General features: G+C 65.3%; 19 protein-coding genes. 14 read left to right on the forward strand and 5 right to left on the reverse strand.

From position 1 onward, the window contains the following. Positions 1-137 precede the first annotated feature (137 nt). From AB7M33_RS17415 to AB7M33_RS17425, 3 genes are read right to left on the reverse strand one after another with little or no spacing between them, the layout of a single operon-like run. Entirely contained in the window at positions 138-2,069 is a 1,932-nt protein-coding gene (locus tag AB7M33_RS17415; RefSeq protein ID WP_027592860.1) for an ATP-binding protein, read from the reverse strand. After that, positions 2,066-2,956, reverse strand: coding sequence for an ABC transporter substrate-binding protein (locus AB7M33_RS17420; RefSeq protein WP_454243183.1), 891 nt, complete (start codon positions 2,954-2,956; stop codon positions 2,066-2,068). Before AB7M33_RS17420 ends, AB7M33_RS17415 begins: the two co-directional genes overlap by 4 nt. Next, on the reverse strand, positions 2,956-5,103 hold the full coding sequence (locus AB7M33_RS17425) for a TonB-dependent receptor plug domain-containing protein (protein WP_454243184.1): 2,148 nt from the start codon (positions 5,101-5,103) through the stop codon (positions 2,956-2,958). The genes AB7M33_RS17420 and AB7M33_RS17425 overlap by 1 nt, the downstream gene beginning before the upstream one ends. 137 nt (positions 5,104-5,240) lie before the next feature. Here AB7M33_RS17425 and AB7M33_RS17430 point away from each other — a divergent pair, with 137 nt between their 5' ends. The 14 genes from AB7M33_RS17430 to AB7M33_RS17495 all read left to right on the forward strand — a co-directional run bounded on the left by AB7M33_RS17430 (position 5,241) and on the right by AB7M33_RS17495 (position 19,410). Beyond that, complete coding sequence (locus AB7M33_RS17430) at positions 5,241-6,266, forward strand: NAD(P)H-dependent glycerol-3-phosphate dehydrogenase (RefSeq protein WP_099428728.1); 1,026 nt, start codon at positions 5,241-5,243, stop codon at positions 6,264-6,266. A gap of 36 nt (positions 6,267-6,302) precedes the next feature. Next, positions 6,303-6,650, forward strand: coding sequence for a DUF4389 domain-containing protein (locus AB7M33_RS17435; RefSeq protein WP_027592856.1), 348 nt, complete (start codon positions 6,303-6,305; stop codon positions 6,648-6,650). Next, positions 6,647-7,105 carry a phosphohistidine phosphatase SixA gene (gene sixA / locus AB7M33_RS17440; RefSeq protein WP_027592855.1) on the forward strand — a complete coding sequence of 153 codons (459 nt, stop codon included), beginning with the start codon at positions 6,647-6,649 and terminating at the stop codon, positions 7,103-7,105. The genes AB7M33_RS17435 and sixA overlap by 4 nt, the downstream gene beginning before the upstream one ends. Positions 7,106-7,215: 110 nt before the next feature. Beyond that, positions 7,216-7,557: a hypothetical protein gene (locus AB7M33_RS17445; RefSeq protein WP_186680887.1), complete on the forward strand. Its 342-nt coding sequence runs from the start codon at positions 7,216-7,218 to the stop codon at positions 7,555-7,557. A gap of 94 nt (positions 7,558-7,651) precedes the next feature. Next, positions 7,652-8,440: an alpha/beta fold hydrolase gene (locus AB7M33_RS17450; RefSeq protein ID WP_027592853.1), complete on the forward strand. Its 789-nt coding sequence runs from the start codon at positions 7,652-7,654 to the stop codon at positions 8,438-8,440. Further along, the gene (locus AB7M33_RS17455) at positions 8,437-9,291 is read left to right on the forward strand and encodes an alpha/beta hydrolase (RefSeq protein WP_099428729.1); all 855 of its coding nucleotides are present in this window, start codon (positions 8,437-8,439) and stop codon (positions 9,289-9,291) included. Before AB7M33_RS17450 ends, AB7M33_RS17455 begins: the two co-directional genes overlap by 4 nt. Positions 9,292-9,400: 109 nt before the next feature. Next, positions 9,401-10,195: a DUF4892 domain-containing protein gene (locus tag AB7M33_RS17460; protein ID WP_454243185.1), complete on the forward strand. Its 795-nt coding sequence runs from the start codon at positions 9,401-9,403 to the stop codon at positions 10,193-10,195. Between the two features lie 12 nt (positions 10,196-10,207). Next, on the forward strand, positions 10,208-11,254 hold the full coding sequence (locus AB7M33_RS17465) for an AI-2E family transporter (protein ID WP_265967957.1): 1,047 nt from the start codon (positions 10,208-10,210) through the stop codon (positions 11,252-11,254). A 234-nt stretch (positions 11,255-11,488) separates the two neighbouring features. Further along, on the forward strand, positions 11,489-11,578 hold the full coding sequence (gene kdpF, locus AB7M33_RS17470) for a K(+)-transporting ATPase subunit F (protein ID WP_033693985.1): 90 nt from the start codon (positions 11,489-11,491) through the stop codon (positions 11,576-11,578). Positions 11,579-11,587: 9 nt separating this feature from the next. Further along, a complete protein-coding gene (gene kdpA, locus AB7M33_RS17475) occupies positions 11,588-13,282 on the forward strand; it encodes a potassium-transporting ATPase subunit KdpA (RefSeq protein ID WP_085272576.1) in 1,695 nt (564 codons plus the stop codon). Positions 13,283-13,291: 9 nt separating this feature from the next. Further along, entirely contained in the window at positions 13,292-15,346 is a 2,055-nt protein-coding gene (gene kdpB / locus AB7M33_RS17480) for a potassium-transporting ATPase subunit KdpB (RefSeq protein WP_454243186.1), read from the forward strand. 10 nt (positions 15,347-15,356) lie between these two features. Continuing rightward, a complete protein-coding gene (gene kdpC / locus AB7M33_RS17485; RefSeq protein ID WP_454243187.1) occupies positions 15,357-15,908 on the forward strand; it encodes a potassium-transporting ATPase subunit KdpC in 552 nt (183 codons plus the stop codon). Between the two features lie 158 nt (positions 15,909-16,066). Next, positions 16,067-18,721: a DUF4118 domain-containing protein gene (locus AB7M33_RS17490; RefSeq protein WP_454243188.1), complete on the forward strand. Its 2,655-nt coding sequence runs from the start codon at positions 16,067-16,069 to the stop codon at positions 18,719-18,721. After that, complete coding sequence (locus AB7M33_RS17495) at positions 18,718-19,410, forward strand: response regulator (RefSeq protein ID WP_027592845.1); 693 nt, start codon at positions 18,718-18,720, stop codon at positions 19,408-19,410. Before AB7M33_RS17490 ends, AB7M33_RS17495 begins: the two co-directional genes overlap by 4 nt. A 15-nt stretch (positions 19,411-19,425) precedes the next feature. On the opposite strand, the gene AB7M33_RS17500 is transcribed toward AB7M33_RS17495, so the two are convergent. Further along, on the reverse strand, positions 19,426-19,902 hold the full coding sequence (locus AB7M33_RS17500; protein WP_027592844.1) for an ester cyclase: 477 nt from the start codon (positions 19,900-19,902) through the stop codon (positions 19,426-19,428). 58 nt (positions 19,903-19,960) lie between these two features. After that, on the reverse strand, positions 19,961-20,866 hold the full coding sequence (locus tag AB7M33_RS17505; RefSeq protein ID WP_027592843.1) for a LysR family transcriptional regulator: 906 nt from the start codon (positions 20,864-20,866) through the stop codon (positions 19,961-19,963). Positions 20,867-20,987: the final 121 nt, after the last annotated feature.

Below are 20,987 nucleotides of genomic sequence, written 5' to 3' on the forward strand. Positions count from 1 at the left end.
GGGCGGCAGCCTACAGGTAGACTATTGCGTTGTGGTGAAAGTCACAGTGCACCTGGCGAAAGAAGTACAGGTGTTCACTGAAACGTCTATTTTCAGGTCCGAAGAACGTCCTGTCCAGTCCTTAAGACTGCCGCACTTTAGCATTTATCGCCAGTCGCGGTTGTCTGACCGGGTAACCAGCGTTGCAGCGCCCGCTGCAGCTCGGTGCGGCGCAAGGGTTTGCTCAGGTAGTCGTCCATGCCCGCGGCCATGCAACGCTCACGGTCGCCCTGCAAGGCGTTAGCGGTCAAGGCGATGATCGGCACGTGGATGCCGTTTGGCAGCAGGCGGATGCGCTGGGTGGCTTCATAGCCATCCAGGTTCGGCAACCGGCAGTCCATCAGAATGGCGGCGAACGGTTGCTGGCTGACCTGTTCGACCGCCTGGATACCGTCTGCCGCCACGCTCACCTCAAGCCCCAGGCTGCGCAGCATGGCTTCGATGACGTTCTGGTTGACCGGGTTGTCCTCCACCAGCAGCACCCGCTCGCTGCCGGTAAGTGGGCGCTGTTCACGCACCGCCCCGGGCAGTGGCGCCTGGGCCGGTGCGGCCAGGGCCAAGGGCATTTCCAGGGTAAAGGTCGAGCCCAGGCCTTCGCGGCTCTCACCGCGCAGCTTGCCGCCCATGCGTTCGGCCAGCGTACGTGCGATCGACAGGCCCAGGCCCGTGCCGCCATAGCGCCGGGAAATCGAGCTGTCGGCCTGCTGGAAGGCCACGAACATCATTTCCAGGCGGTCGCTGTCGATGCCGATACCGGTATCGCGCACGCTGCAGGTGAACCACAGCAGTTGGCGGTCCAGCACCTGGCAGCGCGCTTCGACCTGCACCTGGCCCTGCTCGGTGAATTTCAGGGCATTGCCGACAAGGTTCAGCAGGATCTGCCGAATACGCGTGGGGTCGCCGTTCACGTTCAGGTGCTCGATGCCCGTCGGCATGTTCAGGTGCAAGCCAAGGCCACGTTGCTGGGCACTGTGCTGGAACGACTGGACACTGCTGGCGATCAGCTCGCCGAGGTTGAAGTCGATGCGCTCCAGCTCCAGTGCGGTGCGTTCGATGCGCGAGAAATCGAGAATGTCGTTGATGACCTTGAGCAGGTGCCCGGTGGACTCGCTGGCAACGGCGGTGTACTCGGCCTGCTCGCTGGTCAGCGGTGTGGTTTCGAGCAATTGCAGCATGCCCAGCACGCCATTCATGGGGGTGCGCAATTCATGGCTCATCATCGCCAGGAAGTCCGACTTGGCCCGGTTGGCCTGTTCGGCTTCCTCACGCGCCTGGGTCAACTGGGCGATGGCGCGCTTCTGCTCGTCACTGGCTTGCTCCAGGGCATTGGCCAGGTTGTTGATGTGGTGCGCCAGATGGCCCAGTTCACTGTCATCCACCACGGGCAGCGGCGTGTTGTACTCGCCTTGCTGAATGGCCTTGACCGCGTGGCCCATGTCGCTGATCGGCTTGGCCAGGCTCATGGCCAGGCGGCGGGCCAGCAGGAAGGTGAACAGCAGGGCGAACAAGGCCAGGATGCCCGCCTTGATGACGATTTCCTGCTGGCGCTGGCTGAAGGCGTCATCGGACATGCCGACGATCACCCGCCCCAGGTAGTCGTCGCCAATGGCCGGCGTGGAGGTGTTGCCGGGCTGCAGGAAGTCGGTGTCCAGGCGGATTTGCTGAAGGCGGATGGGCGCTTGGAACACTTCCACTTGCTGCGCCCGGTTGGCGCTTTCGTCGGACTGCTCGACGTAGACCAGGATGTGGTTGCGGCTGTCCTGCACCTCGAGAAAGCGCACGTGCGGAATGCTCAGGGTGGCGCGCATCAGCCCTTCGAGCACCTCGTTGTTGCCCGAGATAACCCCGTATTCGGAGGCGGGCGCCAGCTGGTTGGCGATCAGTTGGCCGGTGTGGTTGAGTTCCTGGCGCAAGTCCTGGATACGCACGAAGGTAAAGAAGCTGATCAGCAGCAGGGTCAGCAGTAGGGCCGGGCCAAGGCTGATGATCTGGGTGCGGGTGTGGATGTCCCAGCTCAGGCGTCTGCTCATGGGTTGGATTCTCCTTCGGCCAGGGCCTTGGCAGCGGCGTTCGGGTCGATCGGTTCAAGGCCCAGGGCGCGTGCCACTTGCTGGTTGCCACTGACGCCGTAGCGCGTCGGGTAAAGGCTTCGTGGCCAGCGCGTGGGTGGCTGGTCGAGCAAATGGTCGAGCACGGCCAGCCAGTCGTCCTGGTCGCTGTAGGTGCTGGCCAGGGCGCCTGCGCGAACGAAGCCGGCATTTGGGCCAATCAACGCCATTTGCCGGCCGTAGCTGCTGAGCAGCAGGTTTTTCGCCGTCTTGGGGTTGTACAGGGCGGGGTCGTCGAGGCCCAGCAGGACATCGCTGTTGCCTAACAGCTGTTGCAGGGGCCGGCTGTCACGTTGGTCGGGCCAGTCCTGGGCAATGATCTCCAGGCCCAGCGGGCGGGCGGCATGGCGCAGTTCATCCAGCAAAAAGGCACTTTGCCTACCGTAAAGCACACCGATGCGTTGCGCCTGTGGCAGCAGGTAGCGCGCCAGGCGCAGTTGCCGGGCCAGGGGCGGGTCGCTCCACAGCAGTGTAAGGAAGGGGGGGCGCGACTTTCCCAGGCGCTGTTCAGCCTGTACTCGGCTGACCCGCATGGCCAATGCTGGTGGCCCGGCGTTTTCACTCAGGCGCCAGTCCAGCGCGGCACTGTCAAGCAGCACCAGGCGTTGATCGCCCTTGAGCTGGCTTGGGCGGGGCAAGTCGGCAGTGGTTTGGAAGCGCACCCGATCTTGCGGGCGATGGCTTTCGAATGCGGCGACGAAACTGCGAATGCCGGGCTGATCCTCGCCACCGACCAGCAAGATTTCACCGGCGGACAGCGGCCCCAGGGGCCACAGGCAAAGCAGCAGCACGCGCAGCAAGCGGGCCATCAGAACTCCAGCTCCGCGCTGACACTCAGGCGGTGGCGGCTGTCGTAGCGGTTTTGCAGCGCAGTCGTGGGCTCATCGTCCAGGCGTTGTTGCCACAGCGCCGCCAGCTCAAGGTTGCTGCCCTGCACCCGAAAGCGCTTGGCCAGGCGCAGGTCCAGGCGCTCGTAGCGGTACTGGTTGAGGGCATCGTCACCGTAATAGAACAGCGCACTCGACCAGCCGTCGCCCCACTCGCGCATCCAGCCCGCCGAGCCGCTGTTGCGGGCGCTGAGGCGGCGGTCGTCGGGGTTGCTGGCCCAGGCGTCGACGTAGGCGTAGGTCACGCGCAGGCGGTCACGCAGGGTGGGGCGCCAGTCCAGTTGCGCCTCGCTGCCGGTGAAGCGCGCCTTGTTGCTGTTGCTGGCGATGTACTGGTTGTTCTTCAAAGGCTCGCTGATCATCCCGGTGATCTCGTCGTAGAACAGCTTCACATCCATGCTCAGGTCGATGTCGCTGAAATAGCCGTTGTAGCCCAGCTCGCGCGAGCGCATGCGCTCTTGCTCGAGGTCGCCCGGGCCGCGGGTCTTGACGAAATACTCACCGTGCGGCTGGCCAAACGCACTGGGGTTGAGGTTTTTGACCGTGTAGCTCCAGTTGACGTTGTTCTCGAACATATCGGGGGAGCGAACCGCTTCGGAATAGACCGCACGCAGGCCATGGCGCGGGGTGATCAGGTAGTTGACCGCCACCCGTGGGGTCAGCGAACTGCCAGACAGGCGCGCGTCTTCGAACATCGCCCCGCCCTGGATGATCCAGTGTTCGTCGGCCCGCCATTCCAGCTGGCCGAACAGGCGCCAGGTCTGGTCGACGAGGCTGCCATTGAAGTACGTCTGCGAGTCGGCACGATCATAGCGGTAGTTCATGCCGCTGAGCAGGCGCAGGCTGTCGGTCAGGCTCAGGGTGTCCTGGATTTCCAGGTCGTAGCGGGTTTCGCGGGTGCTCTGGTCGACATCGCCGCAGACCACATCGCGGCCACCTTGGTTGTTCCACTGGTCCTTGATGGCATCGACCAGCGCCTGTTCTTCGGGGTTGCTGCTGCGCGGTGGATCGTTTGCGCCGCGCGCCACCAGCTCGGCAAAATTCGGGTTCAACCGCCACAGGCGGGTCAGCTCTGGGCTGAACGACAGCGCCGCATCGCAGGCGCGCCAGACTTGCTGGCGGTCGAAGTGCTGGGCCGAACCCTGGACGTACAGGCTGTGCTCGGGGTTGAAGTCGATGTTCCAGCGTACCGAACCCGCGTAATCCTTGGCGTTGGCGTCGGTGTTGTCACCGCGCTCGGTGACGTAGGGGAACACCGGCTGGTAGGTATAGGGGCGCTGGTTGCTGCCTTCCTTGGCCGCCAGTTGCCATTCCAGGGTCTGGTCGGGGGCCAGGGTGTGGCTGGCGCTGAGGTTGAAGCGGGTGAGGCGGCGGCTGTCACGGTAGTCCTGGCCGTACTGGTCCTGATCGAAACCATCGTCTTGCTGGCCGGACACCGACAGGCGCATGTCGCCGCCGTCCCAGCCAAAACCATGGCTGGCGTAGAAATCGTTGATGCCATCTTCGCCGCGGGTGACCTTGAGGCGCGTGCCATGGCTGTCGGCCGGGTTGCGGGTGAGGATGTTGACCACGGCCATCAAGGCGTTGGCGCCATAGCTGACCGTGTTGGGGCCGCGGAACACCTCGATGCGGTCGATGTCTTCCATGGCCAGGGGGATGTCGCTCCAGTCCACCGTCGCCAGGCCCGCGCGGTACACCGAGCGGCCATCGATCAGCACCTGCATGCGCCGCGCGTCGTTGACGTTGCTGCCATGGTAGTTGACCGTCGGCTGGTTGCCGGCGCCGTAGCCGATCATCATGCCCGGCACCAGGCGCAGCAGTTCGGGGATATCGCGGGCGCCGCTGGCGCGGATCAGCTCACTGTCGAGCACGGTCATGCTGCCAGGGACCGCCGCCGGGGATTGTTTGAGCCGGGTGGCGGTCAGAACCTGCGGCAGGTCGGTGTTGTCGATGAACAGATCGTCGGCCATGGCCGGGCCGCCGAGCAGGGCAGTCAGAAGCAGAAGACGCGGGTAAGGAGGCGTGCCTGGGAACACGGTACGACCTTGTTTCAGGGATGAAACAGGCATGTTAACCGACCGCAGGGCTTTTGCCAGTGATCAGGGCTTCCTTGCCAGCCCTTTCGTAGGCGCTGGCACTGGCCCTGTCGAATACGCACCGTATAATGCAGCGTCGCCACTTAACTTTTGGCTTTAACGGATTAGATATGACTGAACAGCAGCCTGTTGCAGTTCTGGGAGGCGGCAGCTTCGGCACCGCCGTGGCGAACCTGCTGGCGGAAAACGGTGTGCCGGTGCGCCAATGGATGCGCGACCCCGAGCAGGCCGAGGCCATGCGTGTCAACCGCGAGAACCCACGCTACCTCAAAGGCATTCGCCTGCACGACGGCGTAGAGCCGGTCAACGACCTGCTGGGTACCTTGCAGGCCTGCGACCTGGTGTTCGTCGCCTTGCCGTCGAGCGCCTTGCGCAGCGTGCTGGCACCCCATGCCGAGTTGTTGCGCGGCAAGGGCCTGGTCAGCCTGACCAAGGGTATCGAGGCGCAGAGCTTCAAGCTGATGAGCCAGATCATCGAAGAAATCGCACCTCAAGCCCGTATCGGCGTCCTGTCGGGGCCAAACCTGGCCCGCGAAATCGCCGAACATGCGCTGACCGCCACCGTGGTCGCCAGCGAAGATGAACAACTCTGCCAACAGGTGCAGGCCGTATTGCACGGGCGTACCTTCCGCGTCTACGCAAGTGCCGACCGCTTCGGGGTCGAACTGGGCGGGGCACTGAAAAACGTCTACGCCATTATTGCCGGCATGGCCGTGGCCCTGGGCATGGGCGAGAACACCAAGAGCATGCTAATTACCCGTGCCCTGGCCGAGATGACCCGCTTCGCCGTGAGCCAGGGTGCCAACCCCATGACCTTCCTGGGCCTGGCCGGTGTCGGTGACCTGATCGTTACGTGTTCCTCGCCCAAGAGCCGCAACTATCAGGTCGGCCACGCCCTGGGCCAAGGCCTGAGCCTGGAGCAGGCCGTCAATCGGCTGGGCGAAGTGGCCGAAGGGGTGAACACCCTCAAGGTGCTCAAGGCCAAGGCGCAGGAAGTTCAGGTGTACATGCCGCTGGTGGCGGGCCTGCACGCCATCCTGTTCGAGGGCCGTACCTTGAACCAGGTGATCGAGCACCTGATGCGCGCCGAACCCAAGACCGACGTCGATTTCATTTCCATCAGTGGTTTTAATTAAGCCGTCAGCGGCTTCGACCGGAACAAGGAGCGACACATGAACGATACGCCCGAACGCGCCCAGCGCGAGTCGATCATCCTGCGGGTGCTGTGGATGTTGGTGTTCCTGGTGGTCTGGCAATTGGCCGAGCTGCTGTTGGGCGGCCTGGTGCTGGTACAGCTGATCTACCGCTTGGTCTACGGCGCCCCCAGCGCCAGCCTGATGAACTTCGGCGATAGCCTCAGCCAGTACCTGGCGCAGATCGGCCGCTTCGGCAGCTTTCACAGCGACCAGAAGCCTTGGCCATTCGCCGACTGGCCAGCCCCGCGCGCCCCAGAAGGTGAGGCGCCCCATGCTGTGGCACCCGCGCCGCACCCGGTGCGTGACGAAGAGCCCAAGCTGTGAAGCTGTGGGTGCTGCGCCACGGTGAGGCAGAGCCTCGGGCCAACAGCGACGCCGAACGCCGCCTGACCAGCCATGGCCGCGAGCAGGTGCTGCACAGTGCCGCGCGCCTGCTTGGGCAGCCGTTGCAGGCCATCATCGCCAGCCCTTATGTCCGTGCCCAGCAAACGGCAGCGCTGGTGCATGACACGTTGGATTTCCCCGCGCCAGTGCGCACCGCGGCCTGGCTGACGCCGGACAGCAATGTGCAGCAGGTGATCGGTGAAATCGAAAAGCTCGGCCTGGAGCACGTGCTGTTGGTTAGCCACCAACCACTGGTGGGGGCCTTGGTCTGTGCCCTGGAGCATGGTCATGTACAGCAACCGGCGCCCATGAGCACCGCCAGCCTGGCGGAGCTGGAAGGGGAGTGGCCGTTGGCAGGCCTGATGACCTTGCGCGCAATCAGTTCGCCAGCCTGACGCCTCTTGGCAACTGGCATTTCTGCCAGTTGCCGCTTCACTCGACCGCTTGCTAGCGTGGCGCCACATCGAATGAGTGGCCAGGCAGGGAGCAGTTGATGAAGGGTGATATGCAAGCGCTGTTACGTTCACTGGACTTGCAACCCACAGTAGACAAAGTGCAGGAAGGCGTGGTGCTGGACTTTGCCCAGTACAGCGTGTTGCGCGACTCGGCCGACGCCAAGCTTTACCACCTGATGGGCAAGGTGGGCGATGCTAAAGACGACCTGGGCGAGCTGCAGGAAGCCTGCCTGCGGGTGTCCCGCTTGCTGCAGACCAGTTGCCTGGCGCTGCGCCGATTGCAGCTCGACTATGAGGACCAGTGCCTGGCGCGTGAAGTGCTCGAGAGCCAGCTGGCCTATATGCAGGCCTGCCTGCAGCGTTCGCTGGCCAGTTTTGTGCGTACCCGATGACCTGATAGCCCTCGCCGATGACCTTTCCGGACATTGCCGAGCGGCCCCGCGATGCCGACAATGGGCCATCCTCCCACCGTCCGGACCAGGCGCCATGTCGCAGCACATCTTCTTTGCCCACGCCAATGGTTTCCCGTCTGCCACCTACGGCAAGCTGTTCGCTGCCCTGGCGCCGGACTATCACGTTCACCACCTGCCCCAGCATGCCCACGACCCGCGCTTCCCGGTGAATGAAAACTGGCAGAACCTGGTCGATGAATTGCTGCACCACCTGGCGCAGCAGGATGCGCCGGTCTGGGGGGTTGGCCATTCGTTGGGCGGGGTACTGCACTTGCATGCCGCCTTGCGTTGCCCCGAGTATTACCGCGGGGTGGTGATGCTGGACTCGCCGGTGCTGACCCGCGCCGATCAATGGCTGCTGCGCACTGCCAAGCGTTTTGGCTTTATCGACCGCATCACCCCGGCCGGCCGCACTTTGGGCCGGCGCGAGGCGTTTGCCGACCGCGACAGCGCACGGGACTATTTCGCCAGCAAACGCTTGTTCCGCCACTTTGACCCCGACTGCCTGGAAGCCTACCTGGAGCATGGCTTGGAGCCCGCGCAAGAAGGGCTTCGCCTGCGTTTCGACCCGGCTACCGAGATCAGTATCTACCGCAGCATCCCCCACGCCAGCCCAGCACCTGCCCGGCAACTGCAGGTACCACTGGCGATGGTGCGCGGCGAGCGCAGCAACGTGATTCGCCGGCACCACACGCTGGCCGTACGCGGCATGGCCAAAGGCGAGTACCACAGCGTGCCGGGCGGGCACATGTTCCCCCTGGAACGCCCGACCGACACCGCCAGCCTGATCAAAGGCCTGTTCGACCGTTGGAGCCACGAATGAGCGCGCACATGGAGGAAATCCGCCTGAGCCTGGGCCATATCGAACTGGCTGCGCACCTGTTCGGCCCTGAGGATGGGCTGCCGGTGATTGCCCTGCACGGCTGGCTGGACAACGCCAACAGCTTCGCCCGGCTGGCGCCGCGGCTGCAGGGCCTGCGCATCGTCGCCCTGGACCTGGCGGGCCATGGTTACTCGGAGCATCGCCCGCCTGGCGCCAGTTATGCCCTGGCCGACTACGCCCACGATGTGTTGCGGGTGGCCGAGCAGTTGGGTTGGCAGCGCTTTGCCTTGCTGGGCCACTCACTGGGGGCGATCATCTCGGTGCAACTGGCGGGCGCCTTGCCGGAGCGGGTCAGCCACCTGGCGCTGATCGATGGCGTCATTCCGCCCACCGGGGCCGAGCAGGACGCCGGTGAACGCCTGGGCATGGCATTGCAGGCGCAGCTGCGCCTGGATGGCAAACGTAAATCCGTCTACCCGGCGTTGGAGCAGGGCGTGCAGGCGCGCATGAAGGGTATGGTCGCCGTCAGCCGCGAGGCAGCCGAACTGTTGGCCCAGCGTGGGCTGATGCCGGTAGCGGGAGGGTACAGCTGGCGCAGCGACAGCCGACTGACCTTGCCGTCCCCTGTTCGCCTGAGCCACGCGCAAGCCATGGCCTTTGTCAGGCGGGTGAGTTGCCCGGCCTGCCTGGTGGTGGCCGCCGACGGCATGCTGGCGCGCCACACTGAGTTGCTGGAGCAGCTACGCTTTGAGCAGGTGACGCTGCCTGGGGGGCATCACCTGCACCTGAACGATGAGCAGGGCGCGGCCCTTGTCGCAGACTGTTTCAATCGCTTCTTTGGCTTTGCTTGACTTGCACCGGACAAGTGCCGAGGCTTGGCGGGTTGAACAGGGAGACAACCATGCACATGCCAGACACGCTGGACCTTAGCTTCGGCGCCCCGCGCCGACTGGGCTGCCGATGAGCGCGCCCGTAACCCTCCGTACTACCCTCGCTGCCTGCTTCGTGCTCGCCAGCCCCTTGCTGTGGGCAGGTAGCCTGCCCGTTCCCGTGGATGCCAAAGTGGTCGACCAACGCCCTGCGGTGGAGCAGGAGCGCGTGTACCCCATGGGGCCTTTGCGCAAGATCAGCGGCCGCCTGCGGCTCGACGACAAGGTCGAAAGCCGTGGCCAGGTCAGCTCGGTCACCTATGAACTGCCGGTGGAGCGCACGGCCCGCGAAGCGTTCACCAGCGCCCGCGAAGCACTGCAACACGACGGGGGTTACCCGTTGTTCTGGTGCCAGGGCCGCGACTGCGGCGAAGCCAGCCTTTGGGCCAATGATGTATTCGGCAGTGCACGGCTCAATGGCGGTGACGAGCAGCAGGCGTTCATCCTCCTGCGCCGTTCTGCAGAAGAGGCCGACACACTGGTGGCGTTGTACAGCGTCACCCGCGGCAACCGCCGCGCCTACCTGCACGTGGAAGAGTTCGTCGCCGCCAGCCCGCTGGGTGAACTGCTGCCCACGGCCGCCACGGTGCTGCGCGAAATGCGCGACACCGGCAAGCTCGACTACCCTGACCTGAGAACGCCGCAACCTGCCTGGGTGGCGTTGTTGGGGCGTAGCCTCAACCTGGACAGCACCTTGCGCGCCAGCCTCAGCGGCAAAGAGGCCGAAGCGTGGCGTGAGCAACTGGTCAAGGCGGGCGTGCGCAGCAACCGGCTCGAGGTCGGCAACGCCCCCACCGATGGCCTGCACCTGGAACTGATCCGTTGAACGAGCACCGCCATGGCCAATAATGACCGCCTGCTGATCCAGATCGTTCTGTTGACGCTGCTCGGCGCTGCGTTGTGGGTCATGGCACCGTTCATTTCGGCGCTGCTGTGGGGCGCCATTCTGGCCTTTGCCAGCTGGCCGCTGATGCGCTTGCTGACGCGTGCGCTGGGCGGGCGCGAAACGTTGGCCGCCAGCCTGCTGACGGCGGCCTGGATCCTTATCGTGGCGTTGCCGCTGGTATGGCTGGGTTTCAACCTGGCGGACCACATCCGTGATGCCACGGCGTTTGTCCGTGATGTGCAGGTGGATGGCCTGCCCGAGGCGCCGGCCTGGCTGGGCAGCATTCCCCTGGTGGGTGAGCGCATGGTCAATTGGTGGCAATCGCTCGACCAGCAAGGTGCGGCCTTGATCGCTTCGATCAAGCCTTACCTGGGCCAGGTGGGCAACTGGTTGCTGGCGCGCAGTGCGCAGATTGGCAGCGGCATGCTCGAACTGAGCTTGAGCCTGGTCTTCGTGTTCTTCTTCTACCGTGACGGCCCGCGCCTGTCGGCGTTCGTGCTGCGCCTGTTGCAGCGCTTGACCGGTGACCGCGCCGAGTACTACCTGGACCTGGTGGCGGGCACCGTGCAACGCGTGGTCAACGGTGTCATCGGCACGGCAGCGGCCCAGGCCTTGCTTGCGCTGATCGGCTTCCTGATCGCCGGCGTCCCCGGGGCTATCGTGCTGGGCCTGGTGACCTTCATGCTCAGCCTGATCCCCATGGGGCCACCCCTGGCGTGGATCCCCGCGACGGCCTGGTTGGCGTGGAAAGGGGAGTACGGCATGGCGGTGTTCCTGGGTATCTGGGGCACCTTCGTCATCAGCGGCGTGGACAACGTGCTCAAGCCCTACCTGATCAGCCGTGGCGGCAACCTGCCGCTGGTCATCGTGCTGCTCGGTGTGTTCGGCGGGTTGATCGCCTTTGGCTTCATTGGCCTGTTCATCGGGCCGACTTTGCTGGCGGTGGGGTATAGCCTGCTGCTGGACTGGAGCCGCAACGCCGGGCAGCAGCCCCTGTAGGAGCGGCCTTGCGTCGCGAAAGGGCTGCAAAGCAGCCCCAGATTTCAGCGTTACCACGATAATCGCTGGGGCTGCTATGCAGCCCTTTCGCGACGCAAGGCCGCTCCTACAAGGGGCTGCGTTTTTACACATTCTTTATGCGTTGATCCATCCCTCGATCTCGCCCCTTTACGCCCCTCCCTCGGACAATTTCCCCAAAGCGGCCCAAGCGCCGCACCACGGGGAGCTCTACACATGAACATGCTCGACGGGCTGTCACTGCTGCTGGCAGTGGCATTGGCGATTTACCTGCTGATGGCGCTGCTGCGCGCCGATCGCAGCTAGGGAGTGGCCATGCACAGTTACGACTTTGCCTTGTTACTGGCGTTTTTCGCCATCGTGCTGCTACCGGCACCTTGGCTTGGGCGGTTCTACTACAAGGTGATGGAAGGCCAGCGCACCTGGCTGTCACCGGTGGTGGGCCCGGTTGAGCAGGCCTGTTATCGACTGGCAGGCGTACGCGCCGACCAGGAGCAGAACTGGAAGCAATACACTCTGGCGTTGCTGGCCTTCAACCTGGCCGGGTTCCTGTTGTTGTTTGCCGTGCTGTTGTTGCAGGGCTACTTGCCGCTCAACCCACAGCAACTGCCCGGGCAGGAATGGTCGCTGGCGTTCAACACCGCCGTAAGCTTCGTCACCAACACCAACTGGCAGGCTTACAGCGGCGAGTCATCGGTCAGCTACCTGAGCCAGATGCTGGGCCTGACGGTGCAGAACTTCGTCAGTGCTGCCACTGGCCTGGCAGTACTTGTGGCCCTGTGCCGCGGCATTGCCCGCCGTTCGGCCGCCACCCTGGGCAACTTCTGGGTCGACATGACCCGGGCCACGCTCTATGGGTTGTTGCCCCTGTGCCTGGTGCTGGCCCTGCTGCTGGTGTGGCAGGGTGTACCGCAGACCTTTGCCGACTATGCGCACGCACTGACCCTGCAAGGCACTGACCAGACCATCCCCCTCGGCCCGGCGGCTAGCCAGATCGCCATCAAGCAGTTAGGCACCAACGGCGGCGGCTTCTTCGGCGTCAACGCGGCACACCCGTTCGAAAACCCCACGGCCTGGAGCAACCTGTTCGAGGTGGCGTCGATCATTCTCATCCCGGCGGCGCTGGTGTTCACCTTCGGCCATTACGTGAAAGACCTGCGCCAGAGCCGGGCGATTCTTGCCTGCATGCTGAGCCTGTTCCTTATCGGTGGGGCTACAGCGCTGTGGTCCGAATACCAGCCCAACCCGGCCTTGCAGAGCGCGCAGGTGCAGCAAAGCGCGCCGCTGGAAGGCAAGGAAAGCCGCTTCGGCACCACCGGATCGGTGCTGTGGACAGTGACCACTACGGCAGCCTCCAATGGCTCGGTCAATGCCATGCACGACAGCCTCAACCCGCTGACCGGCATGGTTGCGATGGTCAACATGATGGTCGGCGAGGTGATCTTCGGCGGCGTCGGTGCGGGGCTCTACGGCATGCTGTTATTCGTGCTGATCGCCGTGTTCCTGGCCGGCCTGATGATTGGCCGTACCCCGGAATATCTGGGCAAGAAGCTGCAAGCGCGTGAGGTGCAACTGTTGGTGGCGACCTTGCTGGTGATGCCGGTCGGCGTGCTGGTGCTGGGCGCCATCGCCGCCAGCCTGCCGGGCCCGGCGGCGGCGGTGAGCAACCCCGGTGCCCATGGCTTTAGCCAACTGCTGTACGCCTACACCTCCGGCACCGCCAACAACGGTTCGGCCTTTGCTGGTTTTGGCGCCAACACGGTGTACCACAACCTGATGATCGGCCTGGCCATGCTGGTCGGCCGCTTCGGCTACATCCTGCCGATATTGGCCCTGGCCGGCAGCCTGGCGGCGAAAAAGAGCGCACCCCAGGGGCTGAACAGCTTCCCCACCCACGGCCCGCTGTTCACCGGCCTGTTGCTGGTGACCATCCTGTTGGTGGGTGGCCTGACCTTCCTGCCGACCTTGGCCCTCGGGCCAATTGCCGAACACCTGAGCCTGGGCTTCTGAGGAACCACCATGAACATGCCCATTCCTGAAGTAAAAGCCCCCCACAGCGCCAAGGACCAGACCCGCTTCGCCGCGCTCTGGCGCCCGGCCCTGATCCAGGCCTTCGTTAAACTGGACCCTCGGCAGCTCAAGCGCTCGCCGGTGATGCTGGTGGTGGCGCTGACTGCCGCGCTGACCACTGTGTTGTGTTTTGCCCCCGGCAGTGGCGTGAGCACAACAGTGGCGGTGCAAATTGCCTTGTGGCTGTGGTTTACCGTGCTGTTCGCCAACTTCGCCGAAGCCCTCGCCGAAGGCCGTGGCAAGGCCCGCGCCGACAGCCTCAAGGCTGGGAGCCAGGGGTTGAGTGCCCAGCGTCGCGACAGCGCTGGCGCTTTCGAAACGGTTGCCGCGACCGCGCTGCGCAAGGGCGATGTGGTCAAGGTGATCGCGGGTGAACTGATCCCGGGTGATGGTGAGGTAATCGAAGGCATCGCGGCGGTCAACGAGGCGGCCATCACCGGTGAGTCGGCCCCGGTGATCCGCGAGTCCGGCGGCGACCGTTCGGCGGTCACCGGCAACACGCGGCTGGTGTCTGACTGGTTGCTGATCCGCATCACCAGCAACCCTGGCGAATCGACCCTGGACCGCATGATCGCCTTGGTCGAAGGGGCCAAACGGCAGAAAACGCCCAATGAGATTGCCCTGGATATCCTGCTGATTGGCCTGACCCTGATCTTCCTGATCGTGGTCGTGACCCTACAGCCGTTCGCCCACTTTGTCGGCGGTAGCCTGCCGTTGATCTTCCTGGCCGCACTGCTGGTGACGTTGATCCCCACCACCATCGGCGGCTTGCTGTCGGCCATTGGCATTGCCGGCATGGACCGCCTGGTCCGGCTCAACGTCATTGCCCGTTCCGGCCGCGCGGTGGAAGCTGCGGGCGACGTGCACACCCTGATGCTCGACAAGACCGGCACCATCACCTTCGGCAACCGCCGCTGCAGCGCGCTGCATGCCGCGCCGGGCGTCACCGCCAAGGAGCTGGGGGAGGGTGCCTTGTTCGCCTCGCTGGCCGATGACACGGCCGAGGGCAAATCGATCGTCGAGTACCTGCGCCAGTTGCACGACTTCGTCGAACCCTCTGGGCAGCAGCTCGAACCGATTGCCTTCAGCGCCGAGACGCGGTTGTCGGGTGTCGACTTCCAGCAGCACCGCTACCGCAAGGGTGCTGTCGATGCGGTGCTGGCATTCGTTGGCCTGCAACGGCTGGAAATGCCGCCGGCATTGGCCCGCGAGGTCGAGCGCATTGCCCAGAGTGGCGGCACGCCGCTGCTGGTGTGTGTCGACCAGCGCTTGCTTGGGGTGATCCACCTCAAGGACGTGGTCAAGCCCGGTATTCGCGAGCGCTTTGCCGAGCTGCGCAAGCTGGGCATCCGCACCGTGATGGTGACCGGTGACAACCCGCTGACGGCCGCTGCCATTGCCGCCGAGGCCGGGGTCGATGACGTGCTGGCCGAGGCCACCCCAGAGAAGAAGCTGGCGCGCATCCGTCAGGAGCAAAACGACGGCCGCCTGGTCGCCATGTGCGGCGACGGTGCTAACGACGCCCCGGCGCTGGCCCAGGCCGATGTGGGCATGGCCATGAACGACGGCACCCAGGCAGCCCGTGAGGCGGCCAACATGGTCGACCTGGACAGCGACCCGACCAAGCTGCTGGACGTGGTCCAGGTGGGCAAGGAACTGCTGGTGACCCGTGGCGCCTTGACCACCTTCTCGATTGCCAACGACGTGGCCAAGTACTTCGCCATCCTGCCGGCGTTGTTCGCGGCCATCTACCCGCAGCTGGGCGTGCTCAACCTGATGCACCTGGCCAGCCCGCAGAGCGCGATCTTGTCGGCGATCGTGTTCAACGCGCTGATCATCATCGTGTTGATCCCGCTGGCGCTGCGCGGTGTGCGGGTGCACGCGGCGAGCGCGGCCCACCTGCTGCGGCGCAACCTGCTGATCTACGGGCTGGGCGGGATCATCGTGCCGTTCGCCGGGATCAAGCTGATCGACATGCTGCTCAATGCCTTGCACCTGGTCTGAGGAGGCCGCCATGAACACTTATGTACGCCCGGCCTTGAGCCTGGCCTTGCTGATGACGCTGGTCACCGGCGCGTTGTACCCATTGGCGGTGACCGGTATTGCCCAGGTCGCCTTCCCTGAACAGGCCAATGGCAGCCTGGTGCGTGACGCGCGCGGCGAGGTGCGCGGCTCGGCACTGATCGCCCAGGATTTCCAAGGCGATGGCTGGTTCCATTCGCGGCCCTCGGCTGGGGCTTATGCCACGGTTGCCAGCAGTGCCAGCAACCTGTCGCCGAGCAACCCGGCGCTGGCCGAGCGGGTAGGCAGCGAGGCCGCGAAGCTGTACCGGGCTGAGCAAGGGCCTGTGCCGCAAGCCTTGCTGACCACCTCAGGCAGTGGCCTGGACCCGCATTTGCCGCCGGAGGCGGTGGCTTATCAGGTAGCGCGGGTGGCAGCGGCTCGCAAGGTGCCTGTTGAGCGCTTGCAAGCCCTGGTGGAAGAGGCCACCCTCCACCCATTGTTCGGGCCGCCTGTGGTCAATGTCCTGGCGCTGAACCAGGCCCTGGAGATATTGGGCCGCTGACAGTTGGGCGGCGTTGCGGCCCTTCGCGGGTAAACCCGCTCCCACAGTAATAGCGCAGCTGCAGAATGTGGCGCGGTCCCTGTAGGAGCGGGCTTGCCCGCGAAGGCCTGCAGAGCAGGCCCAGATTCACCGACCGCCGCACAATCGAAGGATGAAACATGAGTGATTCCGCCCGCGCAGACGCGCTGTTGGCCAACCTCCCGCGCGAAGGCCGCGGCAGGCTCAAGGTATTCCTCGGCGCCGCACCGGGTGTGGGCAAGACCTACGCCATGCTGCAAGCCGCCCACAGCCAGCAACGCCAGGGCGTACACCTGCTGGCCGGGGTCGTCGAAACCCATGGCCGCGCCGAAACCGAGTCGCTGCTTGGCGGCTTGCCCCAGCAGCCCCTGCTGCGCAGCGAGTACCGCGGCGTCACCCTTGAGGAAATGGACCTCGACGGCCTGCTCAAGGCCGCACCTGCGTTGGCCCTGGTCGACGAACTGGCCCACACCAACGCCCCCGGCAGCCGCCACGCCAAGCGCTGGCAGGACGTTCAGGAACTGCTCGCCGCCGGCATCGACGTGTACACCACGGTCAACGTCCAGCACCTGGAAAGCCTCAACGACAAGGTCCGCGACATCACCGGCGTGCAGGTGCGCGAAACCCTGCCGGACTGGGTGCTGCAGGAAGCGTTCGAATTGGTCTTGATCGACCTGCCACCGCGCGAATTGCTGGAGCGCTTGCGCGAAGGCAAGGTGTACGTGCCCGAGCAGGCGCGGGCTGCGATCGATGCCTATTTCTCCCAGACCAACCTCACCGCATTGCGCGAGCTGGCCATGCAGACCGCCGCCGCCCAGGTCGACGCCGACCTGGCCCACGGCTACCGCCAGCGCGGGCAGGAAGCTCCGGCCCTGCGCGGGCGCCTGCTGGTGGGCATCGATGGCGACGACCAGGCCGAACGCCTGGTGCGCCACGCCAGCCGCGTAGCGCAACGCCGGCACCTGCCCTGGAGCCTGGTGCACGTCGACAACGGTAAGCTGCGCGACGAAGCCGCACGCCAACGCCTGCAAGCCGCGCAGCAACTGGCTGAGCGCCTGGGCGGCGAAGTGGTGCTGCTGCGCGCCGGTGAAGTGGCGCGCACGCTGATCCAGCATGCCGGCGAGCGGCGTGCCAGCCTGGTGCTGGTGGGGCAGTCGCGTGATCGCCTGCGCCGTCGCTTCTTCGGCGCCGGTGTAGCGGCGCGGCTGCTGCGCGAAAGCCACGGCCTGGAGATCAACGTGCTCGACCGCGATGCCCAACCGGCCCCGGCCAGTGCGGCGGTGCAACGGGTATGGGTGTGGCGGCACTACCTGCTGGCCCTGCTTGCCACACTGCTGGCGGCCGGTTTGTCGTGGGCCGTGTCCAGCGTGCTGGCGCTGCCCAATATCTCCCTGGTGTTCCTTGCCGCCGTGCTGCTGGTTGCGGTGCGCAGCAGCCTGGGGCCGGCCTTGGCCTGCGCCGCGCTGTCGTTTCTGACCTACGACTTCCTGTTCATCCCGCCCAATTTCTCGTTCAGCATCCAGCGCGAGGAAGACGTGCTGACCTTGGTGTTCTTCCTGCTGATGGCGGCCCTCACCGGCAACCTTGCGGCCCGCCAGCGCCGCCAGTTGCAGGCGCTGCGCGAGACGCAGGCGCAGACCAACCAGTTGCTAGATTTATCCCGCCGCCTGACCGTTGCCGCCGACCGCCAAGCGGTGTTCAACGCCGCCGGCCAACACCTTGACGGCTGGCAGGATGTGCAAGTCTGCCTGCTCGAACGTAACCCCGAAGGCCAGCTGCACCTGGCCAGCGGCGAGGCCCACGGCCTCAGCGACAACGAGCGCGCCGCCGCCGAGTGGGCCTGGCAGCACGGGCAGGCGGCGGGCCATGGCAGCGACACCTTGCCCAATGGCCGCTGGTGGTGGTGGCCTCTGGCGGTCGATGACCACCCGCTGGCCTTGCTCGGCGTGCGCCCGAGCTCTGGCGACCCGCTCAGCGCCCAGCGCCGGCGCCTGCTCATGGCCCTCGGCCAACCCCTGGCCCAAGCCCTGGCCCGCGCCCGCCTGGCCGAACAATTGGAAGCGGCGCGCCTGCATGGCGAAACCGAGCAACTGCGCAGCGCCTTGTTAGCCTCGGTCTCCCACGACCTGCGCACGCCCTTGACCGCCATGCGCGGCAGCATCGACAGCTTGCTGGCGCTGGGCGAGGCGATCCCCGAGGACGACCGCCGCGAGCTGCTGGAAGGCACGCGCAATGAGGCCGAGCGCCTGGACCGCTACATCCAGAACCTGCTCGACATGACCCGCTTGGGCCATGGCGGCCTCAAGCTGGCCCGCGACTGGGTGGCCCCCGCAGACATCGTCGGCAGTGCGCTGAACCGCCTGCGGGTGGTGCTTGCGCCCCTGCGCGTGCACACCGATGTGCCGGCCGAGCTGCCGTTGCTGTTCGTGCATGCGGCGCTGATCGAGCAGGCCCTGGTCAACGTGCTGGAGAACGCTGCACGCTTCTCGCCGGCCCAGGGTCGGCTGGAACTGCAGGTGTCGGTGCAGGGCGAACAACTGCGCATTGCCGTCAGCGATCAGGGCCCTGGCATTCCCGTGGCCGAGCGGGAGAAGATTTTCGACATGTTCTACACCGCCGCCCGCGGTGACCGGGGCGGGCAGGGCACTGGGCTGGGCCTGGCGATCTGCCAGGGCATGATCGGCGCCCATGGCGGGCAGATCCTGGTGGGTGAAGGGATCGATGGCCAGGGCACCGGCATCACTTTATGCTTGCCGCTGCCCCCTCAACCTGAAGCCGAAAGCGAAGCCCCATGAGCCAGTCCGCCACCCTCCTGGTCATCGACGACGAACCGCAGATCCGCAAGTTTTTGCGCATCAGCCTGACGTCCCAGGGCTACAAGGTGATCGAGGCCGCCACCGGCAGCGAGGGCCTGGCGCAGGCCGCCTTGGGCAAGCCCGACCTGGTGGTGCTCGACCTCGGCCTGCCGGACATGGACGGCCAGCAAGTGCTGCGCGAACTGCGTGAATGGAGCGCAGTGCCGGTGCTGGTGCTGTCGGTGCGTGCCAGTGAGGTGCAGAAGGTCGATGCGCTGGACGGCGGCGCGAATGACTACGTGACCAAGCCGTTTGGTATTCAGGAGTTTCTGGCGCGGGTGCGCGCCTTGCTGCGCCAGGTGCCGCAGGCCGGCGGGGGCGAGGTGGCGGCCAGTTTCGGGCCGTTGACCGTGGACTTTGCCTTCCGCCGCGTGACCCTGGAAGGCGTCGAGGTGGCGCTGACCCGCAAGGAGTATGCGTTGCTGGCCCAGCTGGCCGGGCACCCGGGCCGGGTGATTACCCAGCAGCAGTTGCTCAAGGACATTTGGGGGCCGACCCATGTGGACGATACCCACTACCTGCGGATCGTGGTCGGGCACCTGCGGCAAAAACTCGGGGATGACCCCATGGCGCCGCGTTTCATCATCACCGAGGCGGGCGTCGGCTACCGGTTGGTCGCGCCCGCCTGATGATGCCGGCCGCTGTTACCACCCTAACTGCTTGTGCAAGCCCAGGGCGTCGTAGTAGTCCCCTTGGTAGATGATCTTGCCGTCTTTGACCTTCACATAGCTCACCCCATCGAACGACAGTGCTTTGTGGGTGGCGGGCGTTTGCGCGTCCCAGGCGCCAGTGTTGGTGCCGCTGAAGGTCCACTGGAAGGCGATGCCGTCCTTGTCGACGATCGGCGTGCCGTTGATCTTCCATTTGAGGTCTGGCACGGCGCCCACGAACACCTTGATCACGTTGTCGCGTGCGGCTTCGCGGCCCTTTTGCGGGGTGCCGACGGTGACATCGAAGTACTCGGCGTCCTTGGCCAGGTAGCTGGCGGCCTTTTCGGCGTCATGGGCGTTCCAGGCTGCCATGTAGGCGTCGACGATCTGCCTGGGGGTTTCGGCCGCCTGGGCGAGGCTGGCGAAGGTGAACAGCGACAGCAGGTAGAACGCTCTAATCAAAGGACGCATGTTTGCCTCGCTTGCGGGCGTGCCCGCGGGTTGTCGGCCGGACGGCCATTGCGCGTGGTCAGGCCCTTGGCGGCTCCTTTTCGAACAGTTGCCGTACGACTTCCAGGTAGCGCCGCGCGCCCAGGCCCAGGGGCCGCGGTTTGACCCAGATGATGTCGACCCACAGCCGTAAGCGGCTGGCCATGTTGTCGAAGCGCACCTCGGCCAAGGCGCCCGAGGCAATCAACGGTTCGACCAGCGGCTGCGGCAGGTAGGCCCACCCCAGGCCGGATTGCACCAGATCCAGCGTAGCCAGATAACTGTCGGTCAGCCAGATGCGCCGCGACAACACCATGCGCGGGTCGGAGCCGGTGGCTTTGCCGGAGGCCACGATGATTTGCCGTTGCTCGGCGAAGGCTTCTTCGGGCAGTGGCGTGCCGCTGTTGCGCCCGGCGGGATGGCGGGGGGACGCGACGGCGACCAGCAACTGGCTGCCGGCTTCAAGAAACGACTCACGTTCATCGATGCCGGGCCGTTCGAAAACCAGCGCCAGCTGCACGCTGCCGTCATGCAGCAAACGAATCGCTTCGGCTTGCGTGGCCGAACGCACTTCGATCTCAAGGCTTGGGAATTCTTGCGCGAGGGTTTCCAGCGGCTGGCTCCAGCGGCCGGTTTGCAGCTCTGGGGCCATGGCGATGGTCAAGCGCTTTTCCAGCCCCTTGTGCAGCTGCAGGGCCTGGGCGTCGAGCAGGTTGAGCTGGCAGATCACCTGCCGGGCCTGGGGTTCGAGGGCCAAGGCGGCGCTGGTTGGCAAGGCTTTGCGCGTGGCCCGGTCGAACAGGGCCAGGTCCAGCTCGGCTTCCAGCTGGGCGATGGCCATGCTCACGGCCGAAGGCACGCGGCCCAGCTTGCGCGCTGCTGCGGAAAACGACCCTGCCTCCAGTACGGCCAGAAAAACGGCAAGTGAGTCGCTGGTGAAGGCCATTGTCAGAAAACCTGATTGATCGGTTGAGCCGCGTAGCGTGTGGGAGCAGCCTTGTGCTGCGAAGAGGCCGGTGACAGCAGCAAGATTCACTGTGCGGTCCTATGGCCTCTTCGCAGCACAA

The sequence above is a fragment of the Pseudomonas sp. Y3 TE3536 genome, from assembly GCF_053629175.1.